This window comes from Rhizobium anhuiense, assembly GCF_003985145.1.
Classification (GTDB): Bacteria; Pseudomonadota; Alphaproteobacteria; order Rhizobiales; family Rhizobiaceae; genus Rhizobium; species Rhizobium anhuiense.
This window is the reverse complement of sequence record NZ_ML133522.1, coordinates 549878-565566: the sequence shown is the minus strand read 5'-3', so window position 1 is coordinate 565566 and position 15689 is coordinate 549878. Positions and strand designations below refer to the sequence as shown.

Annotated in this window: 14 protein-coding genes; 6 read left to right on the top strand and 8 right to left on the bottom strand. The window is 62.5% G+C overall.

What is annotated here, in order from left to right:
* Window positions 1–56: 56 nt before the first annotated feature.
* The 3 genes from EEQ99_RS08820 (at window position 57) to EEQ99_RS08810 (ending at window position 6952) form a co-directional block, all read left to right on the top strand.
* Window positions 57–3830, top strand: a complete 3774-nt coding sequence (locus EEQ99_RS08820; protein WP_127430241.1) for a FecR domain-containing protein — start codon at window positions 57–59, stop codon at window positions 3828–3830.
* Window positions 3830–5812 (top strand): adenylate/guanylate cyclase domain-containing protein, encoded by a 1983-nt coding sequence (locus EEQ99_RS08815; protein ID WP_127430240.1) that lies wholly within the window; start codon window positions 3830–3832, stop codon window positions 5810–5812. Before EEQ99_RS08820 ends, EEQ99_RS08815 begins: the two co-directional genes overlap by 1 nt.
* A gap of 159 nt (window positions 5813–5971) precedes the next feature.
* Window positions 5972–6952 (top strand): SDR family oxidoreductase, encoded by a 981-nt coding sequence (locus EEQ99_RS08810; RefSeq protein ID WP_097542210.1) that lies wholly within the window; start codon window positions 5972–5974, stop codon window positions 6950–6952.
* A 118-nt stretch (window positions 6953–7070) separates the two neighbouring features.
* Here EEQ99_RS08810 and EEQ99_RS08805 read toward each other — a convergent pair whose 3' ends face one another.
* Window positions 7071–7961 carry a LysR family transcriptional regulator gene (locus EEQ99_RS08805; protein ID WP_127430239.1) on the bottom strand — a complete coding sequence of 297 codons (891 nt, stop codon included), beginning with the start codon at window positions 7959–7961 and terminating at the stop codon, window positions 7071–7073.
* 171 nt (window positions 7962–8132) lie between these two features.
* Between EEQ99_RS08805 and EEQ99_RS08800 the strand changes: the two genes are divergently transcribed.
* Window positions 8133–9029, top strand: coding sequence for a DMT family transporter (locus EEQ99_RS08800; RefSeq protein WP_063474668.1), 897 nt, complete (start codon window positions 8133–8135; stop codon window positions 9027–9029).
* 32 nt (window positions 9030–9061) lie between these two features.
* Here the strand turns inward: EEQ99_RS08800 and EEQ99_RS08795 are convergent, their stop codons facing one another.
* Window positions 9062–9598: a GNAT family N-acetyltransferase gene (locus EEQ99_RS08795; RefSeq protein ID WP_097542208.1), complete on the bottom strand. Its 537-nt coding sequence runs from the start codon at window positions 9596–9598 to the stop codon at window positions 9062–9064.
* Between the two features lie 44 nt (window positions 9599–9642).
* Window positions 9643–10395, bottom strand: a complete 753-nt coding sequence (locus EEQ99_RS08790) for a nucleotidyltransferase domain-containing protein (protein WP_047610721.1) — start codon at window positions 10393–10395, stop codon at window positions 9643–9645.
* A gap of 284 nt (window positions 10396–10679) precedes the next feature.
* Between EEQ99_RS08790 and EEQ99_RS08785 the strand changes: the two genes are divergently transcribed.
* Both EEQ99_RS08785 and EEQ99_RS08780 read left to right on the top strand, forming a co-directional pair.
* The gene (locus tag EEQ99_RS08785; protein WP_097542207.1) at window positions 10680–11375 is read left to right on the top strand and encodes a fumarylacetoacetate hydrolase family protein; all 696 of its coding nucleotides are present in this window, start codon (window positions 10680–10682) and stop codon (window positions 11373–11375) included.
* Between the two features lie 10 nt (window positions 11376–11385).
* A complete protein-coding gene (locus tag EEQ99_RS08780; RefSeq protein WP_097542206.1) occupies window positions 11386–11916 on the top strand; it encodes a gamma carbonic anhydrase family protein in 531 nt (176 codons plus the stop codon).
* Between the two features lie 287 nt (window positions 11917–12203).
* Here EEQ99_RS08780 and EEQ99_RS08775 read toward each other — a convergent pair whose 3' ends face one another.
* The 5 genes from EEQ99_RS08775 to EEQ99_RS08755 form a co-directional block, all read right to left on the bottom strand.
* Window positions 12204–12605 (bottom strand): hypothetical protein, encoded by a 402-nt coding sequence (locus tag EEQ99_RS08775; protein WP_047610727.1) that lies wholly within the window; start codon window positions 12603–12605, stop codon window positions 12204–12206.
* A 410-nt stretch (window positions 12606–13015) separates the two neighbouring features.
* On the bottom strand, window positions 13016–13414 hold the full coding sequence (locus tag EEQ99_RS08770; RefSeq protein ID WP_047610729.1) for an ester cyclase: 399 nt from the start codon (window positions 13412–13414) through the stop codon (window positions 13016–13018).
* An 85-nt stretch (window positions 13415–13499) separates the two neighbouring features.
* Window positions 13500–13898, bottom strand: coding sequence for a Fur family transcriptional regulator (locus EEQ99_RS08765; RefSeq protein ID WP_047610731.1), 399 nt, complete (start codon window positions 13896–13898; stop codon window positions 13500–13502).
* Window positions 13895–14710, bottom strand: a complete 816-nt coding sequence (znuB, locus tag EEQ99_RS08760; RefSeq protein WP_063474663.1) for a zinc ABC transporter permease subunit ZnuB — start codon at window positions 14708–14710, stop codon at window positions 13895–13897. Before znuB ends, EEQ99_RS08765 begins: the two co-directional genes overlap by 4 nt.
* Window positions 14703–15638, bottom strand: coding sequence for an ATP-binding cassette domain-containing protein (locus tag EEQ99_RS08755; RefSeq protein WP_063474662.1), 936 nt, complete (start codon window positions 15636–15638; stop codon window positions 14703–14705). Before EEQ99_RS08755 ends, znuB begins: the two co-directional genes overlap by 8 nt.
* Window positions 15639–15689: the final 51 nt, after the last annotated feature.

Genomic DNA, 15689 nt, shown 5'->3' with positions numbered 1-15689 from the left:
GCTTGACTTTTCTTTTCTACATGGACAAAGGGGAAGTGGGGTTTGGGGTTGGGGTCATGCTGGGTCGCTGGAAAAACATCTGTCGCGCCGGGGTGGCGCTTGCGCTTGTCGTGCCGGGCTTTTCCCCGGCGGCGGCCGACCCGGTGCAACGTGCAACACCGGTCGCCGGATCCGTCATCGCCCGCAAGACCGGCGAGGAGGTCCGCTTCATCGACGTGTCGAACTGGCGCGTCGTCGACATCCATCAGGATCTGCTGACTGGCGACGTGCTGCGCACCAATGCCAACGGCCAGCTCGCCATCGTCTTTTCCGATCACACCCAGGTTCGCCTCGGCCGCAATTCCTCGCTACAGGTCAAGAAGATGGCCGCAAGCGGCGACACGACGCTGGAGCTGCAATCAGGAACGATCTGGGCGCGCGCCGAGCGCGGCGGCCAAGGCCTGACGGTGGAAACGCCGGCGGCCGCAGCCGCCATCCGCGGCACCGATTGGACCATGACGGTCGAGGGCGACAAGACCTCGATGATCGTGCTCGAAGGCCGCGTCGCGCTCAGCAACCCACAGGGCAGCGTCGAAGTGAGCGAAGGTGAAGGCGCCGTCGCCACCATCGGTCAAGCGCCGCGTAAGCTCGTTATCGTCACGCCCGACGATCGCGAGCAGATGCTGTTTTACCTGAACCTGCGAGACGGCTTCGGCCTGATGCCGACCTCGCCGCTGCCGGCAGGCCGCATGGCCGACGAGCGCCGCCGGCTGCTGGCATTGCCGCCGGAGCGTCGCACAACCGAGGACTGGCTGGAGCTTGCCGAAGTGCAGAGCGCCTTCGACGGCCGGCAGGTCGCCGCAGAGACGCTTCAGCAGGTTCGGGGCCGCAAGCTGACGACCGCCCAGAAGGCGCGCGTCGACCTGATCGATGCCACGATCGCCGGCTCCGAAAAACGTTACGACGAAGCCGCAAGGCTGTTTGCGACGGCACTGCCGCATCTCGACGCCAACCGCCGGAACATGGCGCAGTATGGCGCTTACTTCGCCCGCTCGCTTGCCGATCCCGCCCATGTCGAAAAACCGCCGTCGGCTGCCGTCGGTCCCTATGGCGCGATCATGAAGGCCTACACCGCCGGCTTTCTGGAAAACCCGCGCGCCGCTCTCGATGTGATCAGCCAAGCAGAGAAGCGTTTTCCCGACGATCCCACCCTACCCGCAATCCGCGCCCAACTGGCGCAGCTGATCGATGACCGCGCCCAGATGCAGGAGGCCGTGAACCGCGCCCTCTCGCTCGATCCCAACCATCCGATCGCCCTTGCCGCGCGCGCCTCCTACAAGGCGAGCTATGAAAGCGATATCGACGGCGCCCTGGCCGACCTGAACCGCGCCATCGAGCTTGCGCCCGGGGCATCGGGATCGTTGAACTCGATGGGCCTGCTGCAGAATGCCCGCGATGCCAATGGCGAGGCCGAGGCGGCCTTCCTGAAGGCGATCGCGCTCGATCCGCAGGACCCGGTTCCCCACGGCAATCTTGCCATTCTGTACCTGGACCAATCCAGGATGAAGGATGCCAAGCGCGAGATCGACACAGCGCTCGCCGTCGATCCGTCCTACGACATCGCTCTCCTCGCCCGCGGCCGCTACTACCTGCAGACCGGCGAGCGCGACAAGGCGCTGGCGGACTTGCTGGCGGCCAGCACCGCCAATCCGGCGCATTCGCAGTCGCAGCTGATGCTTGCCGCCGCCCACTACGAAAAGGGCGACCGTCTCCCCTCCGAGCAAGCGGTCGACAATGCCGACAGGCTCGACAAGAACGATCCCGTCATCTCTTCCTTCCGCACTGCGGTCGATATCGACGATTACGACGCCGACGGCGCGATCCGCAACGCCCAGGAGTTTCTCCGCCGCTCAAGGGCGCGCGGCGGCGATTACAGCGCGCTCGGCGCCAACCAGGACGCCGGCTCGACCCTGAACAACGCCTTCCGCCTCCAGGGCCTGGACGCTTGGGGCCGCTATTATGGCGATGCGGTCTTCAGTCCCTTCGAAGGCAGCGGCTATACCGACCAGTCGATCAAGGGCAGCATCTTTCCCTTCAGCAATGCGACGGATTTCGGCGACGACAATATCAGCCAGTACCGCCTCAACACGTCGAGCTTCTCCTCGCTCTTCCAGGGCCTGCTGCTCGATCCGCATATGCTGTCGGGCCGTTCGCGCTCGGCCACGCTTCTGCGCACTCCCTTCATCGAAGGTTCGCTCGGCGGCGGCATCAACAGCGTCGACGGCCATACCAGGCGCATCGGCGAGGCCGAAATCCAGGGCTTCTCCAACGAAACCATCCCGCTCAGCTTCTACGGCAACCTGAACTGGGAGGAGATCGCCCGCGACAGTGACTATACGGATTTCGGCGGCTTCTCCACCGACAACAAGATCCTCAGCGGCAACGGTTATCTCACAGCGACGATCACCCCGGATGACCGCGTCGTCGCCTACTTCAATGGCGCCAAACGCGATTTCGACCTCGACACATTGAGCAGCAATTCCCAGCTGTCGACCATTCTGAACGACGGCCTGTTCATTCCCCTGCTCGGCTTCCCTCTGGCACCCGACGAATTGCCGCTTTATCAGACCCGGCGCGACATCATCACGACGACCAATGCCGGCATCGGCTGGAGCCACACATTTGGCTATGAAAACGTGCTGAATGCAGCGCTGCTCTATTCCGGCACGCGAACGAAGACCACCGACGAACTAGCGTTCGATTGGGAGACGGTGCCGTTCCTTGGCGGTCCCGGCACCGATATCCATCCTTTCGGACAGATCAGCCAGGACCAGAGCTCGAAGACCTATGTCGCCGCCCTCAACCACGATATCGGCGCGGGACCCATGACCTTCCGCTATGGCATCGAGGGCGGCTGGATCGATGCCCACAACAGCAGCTTCCTCCACATCGAGGATATCGTTCCGGGCTTCCTCGACGGCACGACGCTCGGCCCCACGGAGGCCGACAACCGCGTCGACATTGCCCGCGCCTATGTCGACGTGCTGCACGAGATCACGCCTGATCTGAAGGGCGAATATGCGCTGTTCGGCACCCGCATGTCGGGTGACGGCGTCGATGTCAGCCGGCTGGAGCCGCGCTTCGGCCTTGCCTGGGCGCCCGTCCAGAACCATTGGCTGCGCGCCGCCTTCATGCGCCAGAGCGTCGACACCGGCGTTCCGACCCTTGCCCCGGTCGGCATCCTCGGCCTGCAGCCGAACCAGTTTTCGGTCGGCATCGAAGGTTATAGCGATACGGTGGCGCTGCAATGGGATGCAGAGTGGACCGACCGCTTCTTCACCTCGGTCGAATACCAGCACCAGGAACTGCATGATTTCTCGATCGATTTTCCGTTGATCTCGCTTCCGGCAGCCGACAGCCTGCCGCTGTCGCGCGGCAGCATCGACCGCGCCGCCGTCACCGCCAACGTCGCCCTCGGCTATGGCTTCGGCCTGTCCGCCACCTATGCCTACATGGAGTCGGAGAACAAGGACCCGCTGGAGCCGAATTACGGCGGCTCGCTTCCATTCATTCCGAAAAATTCCGGCCAGATCGCCCTGACCTGGGTCAATGAGGCCAAGGTCAAGGCGACGGTGGCGGCCAACTATATCGGCGAACGCGACGGCGACGATCTCGGCACCAAGCTCGACGACTATTGGAGCCTCGACGCCCATCTGATCTGGGAACCCCTGGACAAGCGCATCGCGCTGGAGGCGGCCGCCTACAACCTGCTCGACGAGGATTTCGAGCTGACGCCCGGCGTACCCGGCTGGGGCCGCGCCTTCAAGGGCACGCTCAAAGTCCGCTTCTGATGCAGGCGCAGGACAAGCCTCGGCAGGTCGGACCCGCCAGCCGGCAAACCGAAAGCCGTCATCTCAGGCTGCTGGTGCTGGCGCTTGCAACGCTGGTCGCCATCTCGCTCTTGTCGCGCCTGCCCGCCTGGTCGCTGCTCGAGCTCAGAAGCTTCGACTATCTCTCGACCGTCGACGATCCGCGCCCGCCGCAAGGCGGACCCGTGATCGTCGCCATCGACGAGCCATCGCTTGCCGATATCAATGCGCAGTGGCCCTGGCCGCGCAGCCTGCATGCCGAACTCATCAGGCAGCTGCGCGCGGCCGGCGCCCGTGTCATCGGCCTCGACATCATCATGGCCGAACCGTCGAACCCCGACAATGATGCGGCAATCACCGGGGCCGTCGGTCCCGATGTCGTGCTCGCCGGCGATGAAACGCTGATCGAAACGCCGCAGGCCTCGCAGCTGATCCGCGCCACGCCGCTGCCGCAGCTGACCGAAGCAGGTGCGGTGACCGGCATCGCCTCCATCGATCTCAGCGGTGACGGCACGTTCCGGCGCATTCCAGGCTATGAGGACGGTTTTGCAGCCATGCTGATGAAGGCGGCGGGAGCAGCAAACATAGCCTTGCCCTCCGGCCGGCTCATCCAGTCCTTTGGCCCGGCCCGCTCCTATCCGACGGTCTCCTACTACCAGGCGCTCGACCCCGAGAATCTGCTGCCGCCGGGTTATTTCAAGGACCGCGTCGTGCTCGTCGGCCTCAGCCTGCAGAATGCGCCCGAGATCGAAAAGGGCGGCGTCGATGCCTTTGCCTCGCCCTATACCGTTCATACCGGCAAGCTCGTCTCCGGCGTCGAGATCCAGGCGACGATCTACGACAATATCCGCCGTGGCCTGTCGATCGCGGAGGCTCGTCTGCCGCTGGTCGCCGCCTGCATACTGATCTCGGTGCTGCTGGCCGCCGCCACCGTCTGGCGTTCGACGGGATTGCTGACGATCGTCGCCAGCGCCGCCGCACTCATCGCCTTCGCGGCAGCGAGTTTTGCCGGCATGCGCTTTGCCCATGTCTTCGTCTCGCCGCTCGGCCCAGTCGTCGCCTATGTCTCGGTCGCCTTCGGCCAGGCGGCCTTCGATTATGCCGAGGAGCGCCGCAACAAGCGGCAGATCATTCGCGCCTTCGCCCAATATATCTCGCCCGATCTGGTCCGCCGCCTGTCGAACGATCCCTCGCAGCTGAAGCTCGGCGGCGAGCGGCGCACGCTCTCGGTGCTGTTTTCCGATGTGCGGGGGTTCACCACCATCGCCGAGACGCTGAAGGACGATCCGGAGCAACTGACCGGCCTGATCAACCGGCTGCTGACGCCGCTCTCCGACGTGGTGATGGATCACGGCGGCACGATCGACAAATATATGGGCGATTGCATCATGGCCTTCTGGAACGCGCCACTCGACGATCCCGACCACGCGCTCCATGCGGTGCGCGCCTCGCTTGCCATGCAGGCGGCGATATCGAGGCTGAACAGCCAGCTGGAGCGGGAGGCGGCGATACGCGGCGACAAGCCGCATGTGCTGAAGATGGGCGTCGGCATCAACACCGGTGAATGCATCGTCGGCAATATGGGCTCGACCCGCCGCTTCGACTACTCCTGCCTCGGCGACAGCGTCAACCTCGCCTCCCGCCTCGAAGGCGCCTCGAAGAATTATGGCGTCGCCCTGTTGCTCGGCGAGGAAACCGCCAGGCTGGTCGCCGATACCTACACCGTCGTCGAACTCGACCGCATCATCGTCAAGGGCCGCACCGTGCCCTCACCGGTCTATACCGTCGTGCACAAAGCCGATGCTGAAGCGCTTGCCGCCCACCAGGCTTTCATCGAGACGAAATATGCCGGCACACTTGCGCCAGCCGACCCCGCCTTCGACAGGCTGGCCGCTGATATCCCCGAGCTTGCCGCCTACTACGCGATCGTGCGGGATGCGCTGGTGGGCGATGGTGGGGAATGATGGCCACTTGTACGGCAGGCGATCAGTGACGGCTTTCGGCTCAACGCGACCCCGCTCGCGGCGCAATCTTCGGTGCACGAGATTTGCGGGAGACGATTACGTTCTTTCGCGCTATGAAGGGTGATCACCAGATCCCGCCCATAGACCCCGAGGTCACTCATGGCTTTGAAAGTTCTTTTCATTGGCGGCACCGGCCAGATTTCCTATCCCTGCGTCGACCGCGCCGTTGCTGAGGGCCATCATGTCAGCGTCTTTAATCGCGGCTTGAGAAGCGACCCATTGCCTGCGGGGGTGACCTCGATCGTCGGTGAACTTGGGTCGACCGCCTATGCGGATCTCGCCAGGGCCAATTATGATGTCGTCTGCCAATTCATCGCCTTCACGCCCGATCAGGTGGCGCGCGACATCGAGCTGTTTGCGGGCAATTGCGGTCAGTATATTTTCATCTCTTCGGCCTCGGTCTATGAAAAGCCGCCGCGTCACTACGTGATCACCGAGGAGACGCCGGCGATCAATCCCTACTGGCCCTACAGCCAGGCCAAGATCGCCTGCGAGGAATTGCTCAAGAAGTCCAGCAATCTGGCCTGGACGATCATCCGCCCCAGCCACACCGTTCGCACCGGCCTGCCGATCATGATGGGCGATAGCGACGTCATGGCGAGACGCATGCTGGACGGCGAACCCACCATCGTGGCGGGCGATGGCCACACGCCCTGGACACTGACCCGCTCCGTCGATTTCGCAGTGCCTTTCGTCGGGCTTTTCGGCAAGAAAGCAGCGCTCGGCGAGATTTTCCACATCACCTCCGATCGCGCCCACATCTGGGACGATATCCAGAAGACGATTGCAAGATTGCTGGGCGTAGAAGCCAAGATCGTCCACGTACCGACCGACACCCTGATCAGGTACAATCCGGATTGGAGAGGCCCGCTGGTCGGCGACAAGGCCTGGACGGCCATCTTCGACAATTCGAAGGTCAAGCGCGTGGCGGGTGACTTCACCTGTGCCGAGAGCCTGGATGAAATCCTGGCTGAGCCGATCATGCACCTCAAACAGCGCCTGGCCAAAAGCCGTCCGCCAAAAGGTGAACTTGATGCCCTGATCGACAGGATATGCGCCGCGCAAAGCGCTCTCGGCTAGCGCGCCGCGTGCCCTTTCGGACGCAGAAAGGACGCTCTAGCACTTTCAATCCTCGCATCGTGCTTTCCGAAAATCGATTCCGATTTTCGGGTCGATGCGCTGGGCATGTCCCGACCCGTCAGCTCGCCAAAGTCAGGCCGCCGTAACGGCTGACTTCATTCTCGATTTCGGCGACCAGCGTATCGAGCGCCGGATTTCGCGCCTTTCGGGCGCGGCGCACCACATAGGCCAGGGCGGGAGGTGTGGGCAGGCGGTTGGTGATGATATTCATCTCGGGGCGCAGGTGGCGCCCGTTCAGAAGCGCCACACCCAGGGCGGATGTGACCGCCGAGACGATTCCGGCGGCGCTGGCGCATTCGAACACCGTCTCGAGCAGCGTGTCGCCGTCCTGCCCGATATCAAGCGCCCATTGGCGATAGAAGCATTCGTCGTCAAAAGACAGGAATGGAATGGGACCACTCGGCGGCAGAGGCAAGTGCGCATGCTTCACCCAGTAGAGCTGCTCCCGGAAAAGGACGATATCGGTCGGGCGAACCTCGTGGGCAAAGATCTGCACGATCGCAGCATCGAGCTCGCCCCGCTCCAGCATCCCCCTGAGAACCAGACTCATTCTGACCTTGGTGCGCACCGCGACATCAGGATGGAGACGACGAAACCGGCCCAATATGCGGGCAAGGTCCGTGCAGGTCGTGTCCTCGGTCAGCCCCAGCGCGATGCGCCCGGCGAGCGGCGTTTTCGTCAGGCTGAGAAGCGCTTCGTCATGAAGGCCAAGGATACGTTCGGCATAATCCAGCAAGTCCTCTCCGGCGGCGGTGAACATGGCCGAGCCTGATTTGCGGCTGAGCAAATCGCAATCGAGGCTGACCTCGAGCCGCTTGATCTTATGGCTGACGGCCGATTGCGACAGACCGAGCGCCTCGGCGGCGCGGGTGACTCCACCATGACGGCGAACGGACCACAGGACCCGCAACGCGTCTATTTCCAATCGTCGGCTGTTGAGTTCGGTCACGGCGGCGCCCTCTGCTCACTGTGTCGCAAAATCTATGCATGGAGCTGGTCGGCCTGACAAGTCGCCATCGATAAAGCGAGCGTCTTGTCATGTCACGATCGAAATTTGTCATGTGCGATGACACCTGGCCTGACCTATGTCAGAGCAGAACGTTATCGAAATGAGTATGCCATGACAGATCAATCAATCGTCCGGCCCGAGCCGCGACGACACCCTCTCCTCTGGCCCGTGCTCGCGGCACTTCTGGTGATCAGTTGGAGTTCCGGTTTCGTCGGCATCCGCTACGCCAGCGAGGGGGCAAGCGTCATTCTGGTCTTGTTCTGGCGCACCCTTCTGTCGGGACTGATACTGCTGCCCTTCGCGCTGACCATCGGGCCAAGGATGCATCTGCGCAGTGTGCTGGGGCAAATGCTGTTCGGCGTGATGTCGGTCTTCCTCTATCTCGGTGGATTCGCTCTCGCCATCGAGCAGCGCGTGCCGACGGGACTGGTCGCACTGATTTCCGACCTCTTGCCGCTGGCGATTGCGTGCCTGTCGCAACCGCTCCTGGGCGAACGGCTGACATTGCGGCAATGGCTGGGGACGACGATCGCCGTGGTGGGCGTTCTGCTCGTTTCGCTCGAAAGCCTGAGCTTCGGCCAGGCCCCGCTCTGGGCCTATGGGCTGACGGCCGGCTCGATGCTGATTTTCGCCCTCGCCTCGGTTCTCTACAGACGGCGGCGCGACGAGCACATGCCTGTCCATCAGAGCCTTTGCATCCAGACCCTGACCGGCTCGGCCTTGTTTTCGTTCTGCGCCTTCATGCAGGGCAATATGATCCCGCCGATGACCATCGATTTCGCCATCGGCATGACATGGCTCGTGCTGATCGCAACCTTTACCGCCTATTCGGTCTATTACACCAGTCTTCGACTTTTCCCGGTGGCGCAGGTCAGCGCCGCAATCTACCTCAGCCCACCCGTCACCATGTTATGGGCCTGGGCCCTGTTTTCCGAGCCGCTGACGGCAACGATGTTCGTCGGATTGGCGGTGACAATGGTGGGTGTCTGGATGACCTCGCGAGCGTGAACGCTTGTGCGGATGCGATCGGCGCTTGCCGCTTAAGTCCGGAAACTGCCGAAGGCGTACATGTTGGTCGGCGCGCCGTGCAACATCACCTCGCACTCGAAGGCGAAGCCACATTTTTCGAGAATGCGTCTTGACGTGGTGTTGGCGGTGCGAACCAATCCGATCACGCGATCGGCCTGCAGATCGTCGAATGCAAATGTCAGGGATTCCCTGACCAATTCCGTGGCATAGCCATGGCCCCAGCTTTCAGGTTGCAGATGATATGAAAGGTTGAGGCCATCGAATTCCGTGGAAACAGTGACGCCGCCGAACCCTATCAGCGCGCCGTCTGACTCAACAGCCCAACGCCCGAACCCGTGATCTTTCCAATGCCCGATATCGCGCGCGAGCCGCGCAGCACTTTCCTCCGGCGTATCAGGCCGGGGCACCGGTCGGTGTGCGACCAGTTCCGGCCGCGAAAAAAGCCGGATCAGGAAATCGGCATCCCCTTCCACCGGAGGTCTGAGAAGCAATCTGGCGGTGCGCCTCACGGCAGACTGCAAGACACCTTTGAACTCATTCTCAAACATCTTTCATCCAATTTTCAAAATGCGGCAACGTGACCGATACCAAATTATTCCAGGCGGCGCGCTTCCAGCGGCGCGTTCTGCCGGTACCCGTCGAAATAGCGGCCGCCATGCGGGGCGAGCTCGCGGTCGGCAAGGGCCAGCAACCGGGCGCCGTCGCCCTGCCCCGCCAGCCTGAACGCCGCGTCGAATTCGGCCGCCAGTTGCGCATCGAGCGTCTTCAGGACACGCGGCGCCCACTTGCCGCGGCCGCTCCATGCGCCGCGCCCGAGCAGGATCAGATCGGCGAGCTTCTGGTAGAGCAGTGCGGCGATAGCGGCGACCTCTTCGGGCGGGCGGGCGCCGCGCAGGTCATCGGCCAGATCGGTGACCTGATAGCGCAGCATGTCATAGTCTGCCCCGGCAAGAGGCTTGGGCCCTGCCGCCAGAATATCCGCCGCCTTTGCCTGGATGAGGCGGGCGCTGTCGATATCCGGTCCCAAAATGCAGCCTGTCATCACCATGTTGACCATGATCGGATAGCCGCTGTCAGCATCCCGATGAAGATAATGCGCTAGCGTCTGCGCATCGTGGACGAAGGCCTCGACCGGGAAGCCGTCCTCAGTGAACGATTCCCGCCAGGCTCTTTCCAGCGACGGGAAGACGACGACCAGATCGATATCGGAAAACGCAGTCCCTTCGCCGCGCATGATGGAACCCGCCACATAGGTGAAAGCAGCCCCGGCAAAGCGGCTGGCGACACAGCGGCGGGCAGCGGCCAGCGCCCGCTCCGCGAGAATATGTTTCTGGATATCGTCCACGATCTCGTCCTCGAATGCGGGACACGGGCGGGAACAAAAAACCCGCTCGTTTCCGGCGGGTTGGTCTCAGCAGCGATGAACGGAATTCAGTTCACGCGTCCACCACCCACCGCGGCGCGGTGGTCGTAGACTTGGTCGAAACTGCAAAAATCCTGCTCATGGCCAAGGTTAACCCGCGACCGTGACGGCGTCAATGCACCCGATCCGGGCGCCAGGGATGCTTTCCCGGCGCGACGTTTTCCGTCTAAGATGGCGCAAGAGTCGAAAACAGGAAGAGCCCGCCCATGCCCCATCCCGCCACCGTCATTCCGCGTCCCGCACCGGTACTACTGCCGGTGGACGGCAGCGCCGAGCGTTTTCCGGTGCGCCGCGTCTATTGCGTCGGGCGCAACTATGCCGACCATGCGATCGAGATGGGCCATGATCCCAGCCGCGAGCCACCCTTCTTCTTCCAGAAGAATGCCGACAACCTGCTGCCGGCGGGCCACGCCTTTCCCTATCCGTCGCTGTCATCAGACGTGCATTACGAGGTCGAATGTGTGCTGGCGCTGAAATCCGGCGGCGCGAACATTCAGGCCGCGGATGCGCTCGACTGCATCTACGGCTATGCCGTCGGCATCGATTTCACCCGCCGCGATCTGCAGGGCGAGGCAAAGAAGCTCGGCCGTCCCTGGGAAGTCGGCAAGGCTTTCGAACATTCCGCCCCCGTTTCGTCGATCGTTCCGGCCAGTCGCCTCGGCCACCCCACGCAGGCAAAGATCTGGCTGGAACAGAACGGCAAACGCGTTCAGGACGGTGATCTCAACCAGATGATCTGGAAGGTGCCGGAGATCATCGCCGAATTGTCGAAGCTTTTCACCTTGGCGCCCGGCGATATCATCATGACCGGCACGCCCGCCGGCGTCGGCGCAGTCGCCAGGGGCGATCATATCTATTGCGGCATCGACGGTATCGCCACCCTATCGGTCGAGGTCGTCTGAGGAGAGAGTCATGCCCGTCTATGCGCTCGGCGGATCGACGCCGAAACTGCCCGCCGCCGGCCTCTATTGGATCGCACCGGATGCCAACATCATCGGCCGAATCGAGCTCGGCGAGAATGTCGGCATCTGGTTCGGCGCAGTGCTGCGCGGCGACAACGAGAAGATCACCGTCGGCGAAGGCAGCAACATCCAGGAGGGCGTGATGGCCCATACGGACATGGGCTTCCCGCTGACGATCGGCAAAGGCTGCACCATCGGCCATCACGCCATTCTCCACGGCTGCACCATCGGCGACAACGCGCTGGTCGGCATGGGCGCCACCATCCTCAACGGTGCGAAAATCGGCAACAACTGCCTCGTCGGCGCCAATGCACTGGTCACCGAAGGCAAGGAATTCCCAGACAACTCCCTGATCGTCGGAGCACCCGCCCGCGTCCTGCGCACGCTCGACGAAGCGGCAATCGGAGCCATCCGCCGCTCGGCGGAAAACTACGTCGCCAACTGGCAACGCTTCGCCCGCGATCTCAAGCAGATCGGGTGACGCGCCACAGAGTTGTTGCCATTGGCAATCCAATCAAGAAAAACGCCGCTTCGGGATTCCGAAATTCGCGGCGTTTCGTGAGGTGTGGACGGAGAGAAACAGCCAATGATTTCAATGCCGCAACCAATTTCGGGATTCCGAAGTGCTATATAGAGTCTGGTCGGGTATTGCCGGCATCGACTAATCGCAGCCGGGCCAATAGCTGCCGTAGCCACTCCAGTGGAGACCTCGCATCGATCCCCGACGCCTCGAAATGACGGCCCAGCCCGATTTCGCGGAAGAGTGCCTTATTCGGCGGCTTCGAGAAACTGGCTGTTCCGTGAGGAAGAGGCAAGAGCCTGAACCCTGGCTTCGGCCTTGGCGATCAATTGATAGAATTCGTCCTGCGCTTCGACATCCAGTTGGATGACGGCATTGACGTCGTCAGGTGTATCGCAGACGCAAGCGACCGCCGAAATGGGACAGATGCCGCCGGGATAACGTTTGCCGCTGCCCGTATAGGCGCGGCGACCCCAGCGCTCGGAATAGACCGTCTCTTCCCGTTCGAGATGCAGGATCGTTCCCTTGCAAGCGGTCACGATAGCTGCCTTGCCGTAAGCGAACCAATGATAGTTCAGCTTCCGGAGAATATATTTGCCGGTGATATCTTCGCCCGCCAGCTCGGCAGGGTTTTCAATCATTCTGATCATGACGGCTTCCTCAACGTTTAAACAATATCCGTCATGTCGTCGCGCGCAGCAAGTCGAAAAACGCTGCTTTTGGAGACACTTAGTCACAAAGTGTTTCCGATTCTTACACCAAACGCTCGCGGAGCTGCCCGTCGGGCACACAATTCTTCGTCGAATTTACCGCAACCTGCCACCGATTTTGCCCTTGCTCGAGCTGGCGGCGACGTCAATGTCCCCTGGTGTTTCTCGGTCAGGGCTCGATATCTCTTTCTGACTGGCCCGAAGACCGCGCCGTTTTCATCCCGGGAAACGGCCGGTTCGTTTCGCCAATTTGCCACCTGCAGAAGAATTTTATGGTCGACGCGATCAACCCATCTCCGCCACCGTTCCGTCAGAACCCACCAAGGTCGGCAAACCGCAAGACCGTGCAATCACCTCTCGCCTCGAAGCTGAGCTTCGATTGCCACCTTGTCGATCACCGACCAGACCTCGACGATCTTTCCGTGGCGAAATTCGTAGATCACGTTCTCGCTGAAGGCAACGCGCCTACCGTTGACCTCGAGGTCGAGGAATTTTCCCTTCGGCGTGCAGTCGAAGCCCAACCGGCAAGCGACGTAAGGCGGGTCGGCGATCAGCATCAGGACATTGAAATGGAGATCGGGAATCTCATCGAAATCCCGCTCGAGCATGGCGACGTAACCCGACAGCCCAAGCCGCCGGCCGTTATGGATCGCGCCGTCGTCGACGAATTGCCCTAGCTTCTGCCAGTCCTGGCTGTTCAGGCAGGCAATGTAATCGCGGTAGCGGTCGGAGAGGTCGGTTTTCGTCACGCGATTGCTCCTGTGTTGCAGGAATGAGGTGGGTGGCGTTCTCACCAGACGTGGCGCATCGGGAAACGGCCGCAACCCGCTCCAATCAGGCCGCACAGGCCTCGCACAATCCGCGGATCTCGATCGTCGTCTTTTCCGGCTTGAACTTCTGGCCGCGCACCCAGGCCATCAGCCGATGGTCGACTTCATGGTCGTGGAACTCCATCACCTGGCCGCAGCTTTCGCAGATCGCGAAGGCGACGATGCCGTGGCTGTGGCAGTCGTCGCCGGGATGGGCGCAGGCGACGAAGGAGTTGATGCTTTCAAGCCGGTGCACGACGCCATATTCGAGCAGCTTCTCCAGCGCCCGGTAGACCTGCAGCGGCGCGCGAAAACCGTGATCGCGCAGCTTGTCGAGAATGGTGTAGGCGCTGAGCGGCCCATCGGCCTTTTCGAGCACATCGAAAACAAGCGACTGGTTCTTGGTCAATTGCGGTGTCGTCATGAGCCTTGTCCTTGCATGACCGCGCGATGGCGCCTGAGGGGAAGCAGGCTGAGCATGAAGAGGATCAGCGCCGCAACCACGATCGAGGGGCCGGAGGGCGTGTCGTAGGTGAGCGAACCGAACAGCCCGCCGACGACGGCGATGGCCCCGATCAGCGAGGCGAGCACCGCCATGACCTCAGGCGTCGACGAGAAGCGCCGCGCCGCAGCCGCCGGAATGATCAGCAGCGAGGTGATCAGCATGATGCCGACGATCTTCATGGCAATCGCGATGACGACGGCCATCAGCAGCATGAAGAACAGCCGCGCCCGCTCCGGCTTCAGCCCCTCGGCCTCGGCGAGCTCGGCATTGACGGTCGCCGCCAGCAGCGGCCGCCACAGCCAGGCCATTGCCACGAGAACGAAGAGCCCACCGCCCCAGATCAGCGCGATGTCGGTCGTGGAAACGGCAAGGATATCGCCGAACAGGAAAGCGATGAGATCGATCCGCACCCAGCTCATGAAGGCGACCATGACGAGGCCGATCGCAAGGGTCGCATGCGAGAGGATGCCGAGCAGCGCATCGGCCGACAGCGCCTGGCGCTTCTGCAGGAACAGCAGCAGCACCGATACGAGGGCGGCGACGGCAAACACGGCCAGTGTCAGATTGAGTTCGAAGAGCAGCGACAATGCGACGCCCAGCAGCGCCGAATGGGCGATCGTATCGCCGAAATAGGCCATGCGCCGCCAGATGATGAAGCAGCCGAGCGGCCCCGTCGTCAGCGCCAGCCCGACGCCGGCAAGGATGGCGCGCACGAAGAAATCGTCAAGCATGGCGATCTCCCGCCGCATGCTCATGGGCGTGCGGATGCGTGTGGCCATCACCGGCATGCCCATGGTCATGCCCGTCATGCCCGTGGTCGTGCGCATGGCCGCCGTCATGCGCGTGATGCCCGTCATCGGCGTGGCAATGATCGGTGACCGTGCCGTCCGCATGCTGCACGCGCCCATCCGGCAGATGCGTATGATCGTGATGATGGCTGTAGACGGCCAGCGTCTGCGCCGCCCGGCTGCCGAACAGGCGCACATATTCCGGGCTGCGGCTGACGGATTCGGGCGTGCCGCGGCAGCACACATGACCATTGAGGCAGATGACGGTGTCGGTCTCGGCCATGACGACGTGGAGATCGTGCGAGATCAGCAGAATGCCGCAGCCGCTGGCGTTGCGGATCGATTTGATGAGATCGTAGAGGGCGATCTCGCCGGAGAAATCGACCCCCTGCACCGGCTCGTCGAGCACCAGCAGATCCGGCTTGCGGGCAATGGCGCGTGCCATCAGCGCCCGCTGGAATTCGCCGCCGGAAAGATGCTGCACTTCGGCATCGAGCATATGGGCGATGCCGGCGGATTCGAGCGCCGAGAGCATGTCGCGCTCGGGCAGCGGGCCGGTCAGCGTCATCAGCCGACGCACCGAAAGCGGCAGGGTCCAGTCGATCGACAGCTTCTGCGGGACATAGCCGACCTTGAGGCCGGCCTTGCGCTCCACCCTGCCCTCGTCGGGCTTCAGCACGCCGATTGCCGCTTTGGCGCTCGTCGATTTGCCGGAGCCGTTCGGCCCGATCAGGGTAACGATCTCGCCGCGCGAGACGGAAAAATCGACGCCGCGCACCAGCCAGCGGCCATTGCGGAGAACGCCGACATTTTCAAGCGAAACCAGCGGTTCGGCCCTGACACTACCGAGGGTCTTTGCGGGAGAGAGCATCAAATTTTCCGAAAGTGCTGTTGCGTCCTGCTATTGCACACGTTATAGCAT

What these genes read in the sequence shown, in the direction of transcription:
- EEQ99_RS08785 (WP_097542207.1), top strand. Translation starts at nt 10,680, where the DNA reads ATGCCCCATCCCGCCACCGTCATTCCGCGTCCCGCACCGGTACTACTG.
- EEQ99_RS08800 (WP_063474668.1), top strand. Translation starts at nt 8,133, where the DNA reads ATGACAGATCAATCAATCGTCCGGCCCGAGCCGCGACGACACCCTCTC.
- EEQ99_RS08775 (WP_047610727.1), bottom strand. Translation starts at nt 12,605, where the DNA reads ATGATCAGAATGATTGAAAACCCTGCCGAGCTGGCGGGCGAAGATATC.
- EEQ99_RS08810 (WP_097542210.1), top strand. Translation starts at nt 5,972, where the DNA reads ATGGCTTTGAAAGTTCTTTTCATTGGCGGCACCGGCCAGATTTCCTAT.
- EEQ99_RS08815 (WP_127430240.1), top strand. Translation starts at nt 3,830, where the DNA reads ATGCAGGCGCAGGACAAGCCTCGGCAGGTCGGACCCGCCAGCCGGCAA.
- EEQ99_RS08795 (WP_097542208.1), bottom strand. Translation starts at nt 9,598, where the DNA reads ATGTTTGAGAATGAGTTCAAAGGTGTCTTGCAGTCTGCCGTGAGGCGC.
- EEQ99_RS08820 (WP_127430241.1), top strand. Translation starts at nt 57, where the DNA reads ATGCTGGGTCGCTGGAAAAACATCTGTCGCGCCGGGGTGGCGCTTGCG.
- EEQ99_RS08755 (WP_063474662.1), bottom strand. Translation starts at nt 15,638, where the DNA reads ATGCTCTCTCCCGCAAAGACCCTCGGTAGTGTCAGGGCCGAACCGCTG.
- znuB (WP_063474663.1), bottom strand. Translation starts at nt 14,710, where the DNA reads ATGCTTGACGATTTCTTCGTGCGCGCCATCCTTGCCGGCGTCGGGCTG.
- EEQ99_RS08780 (WP_097542206.1), top strand. Translation starts at nt 11,386, where the DNA reads ATGCCCGTCTATGCGCTCGGCGGATCGACGCCGAAACTGCCCGCCGCC.
- EEQ99_RS08765 (WP_047610731.1), bottom strand. Translation starts at nt 13,898, where the DNA reads ATGACGACACCGCAATTGACCAAGAACCAGTCGCTTGTTTTCGATGTG.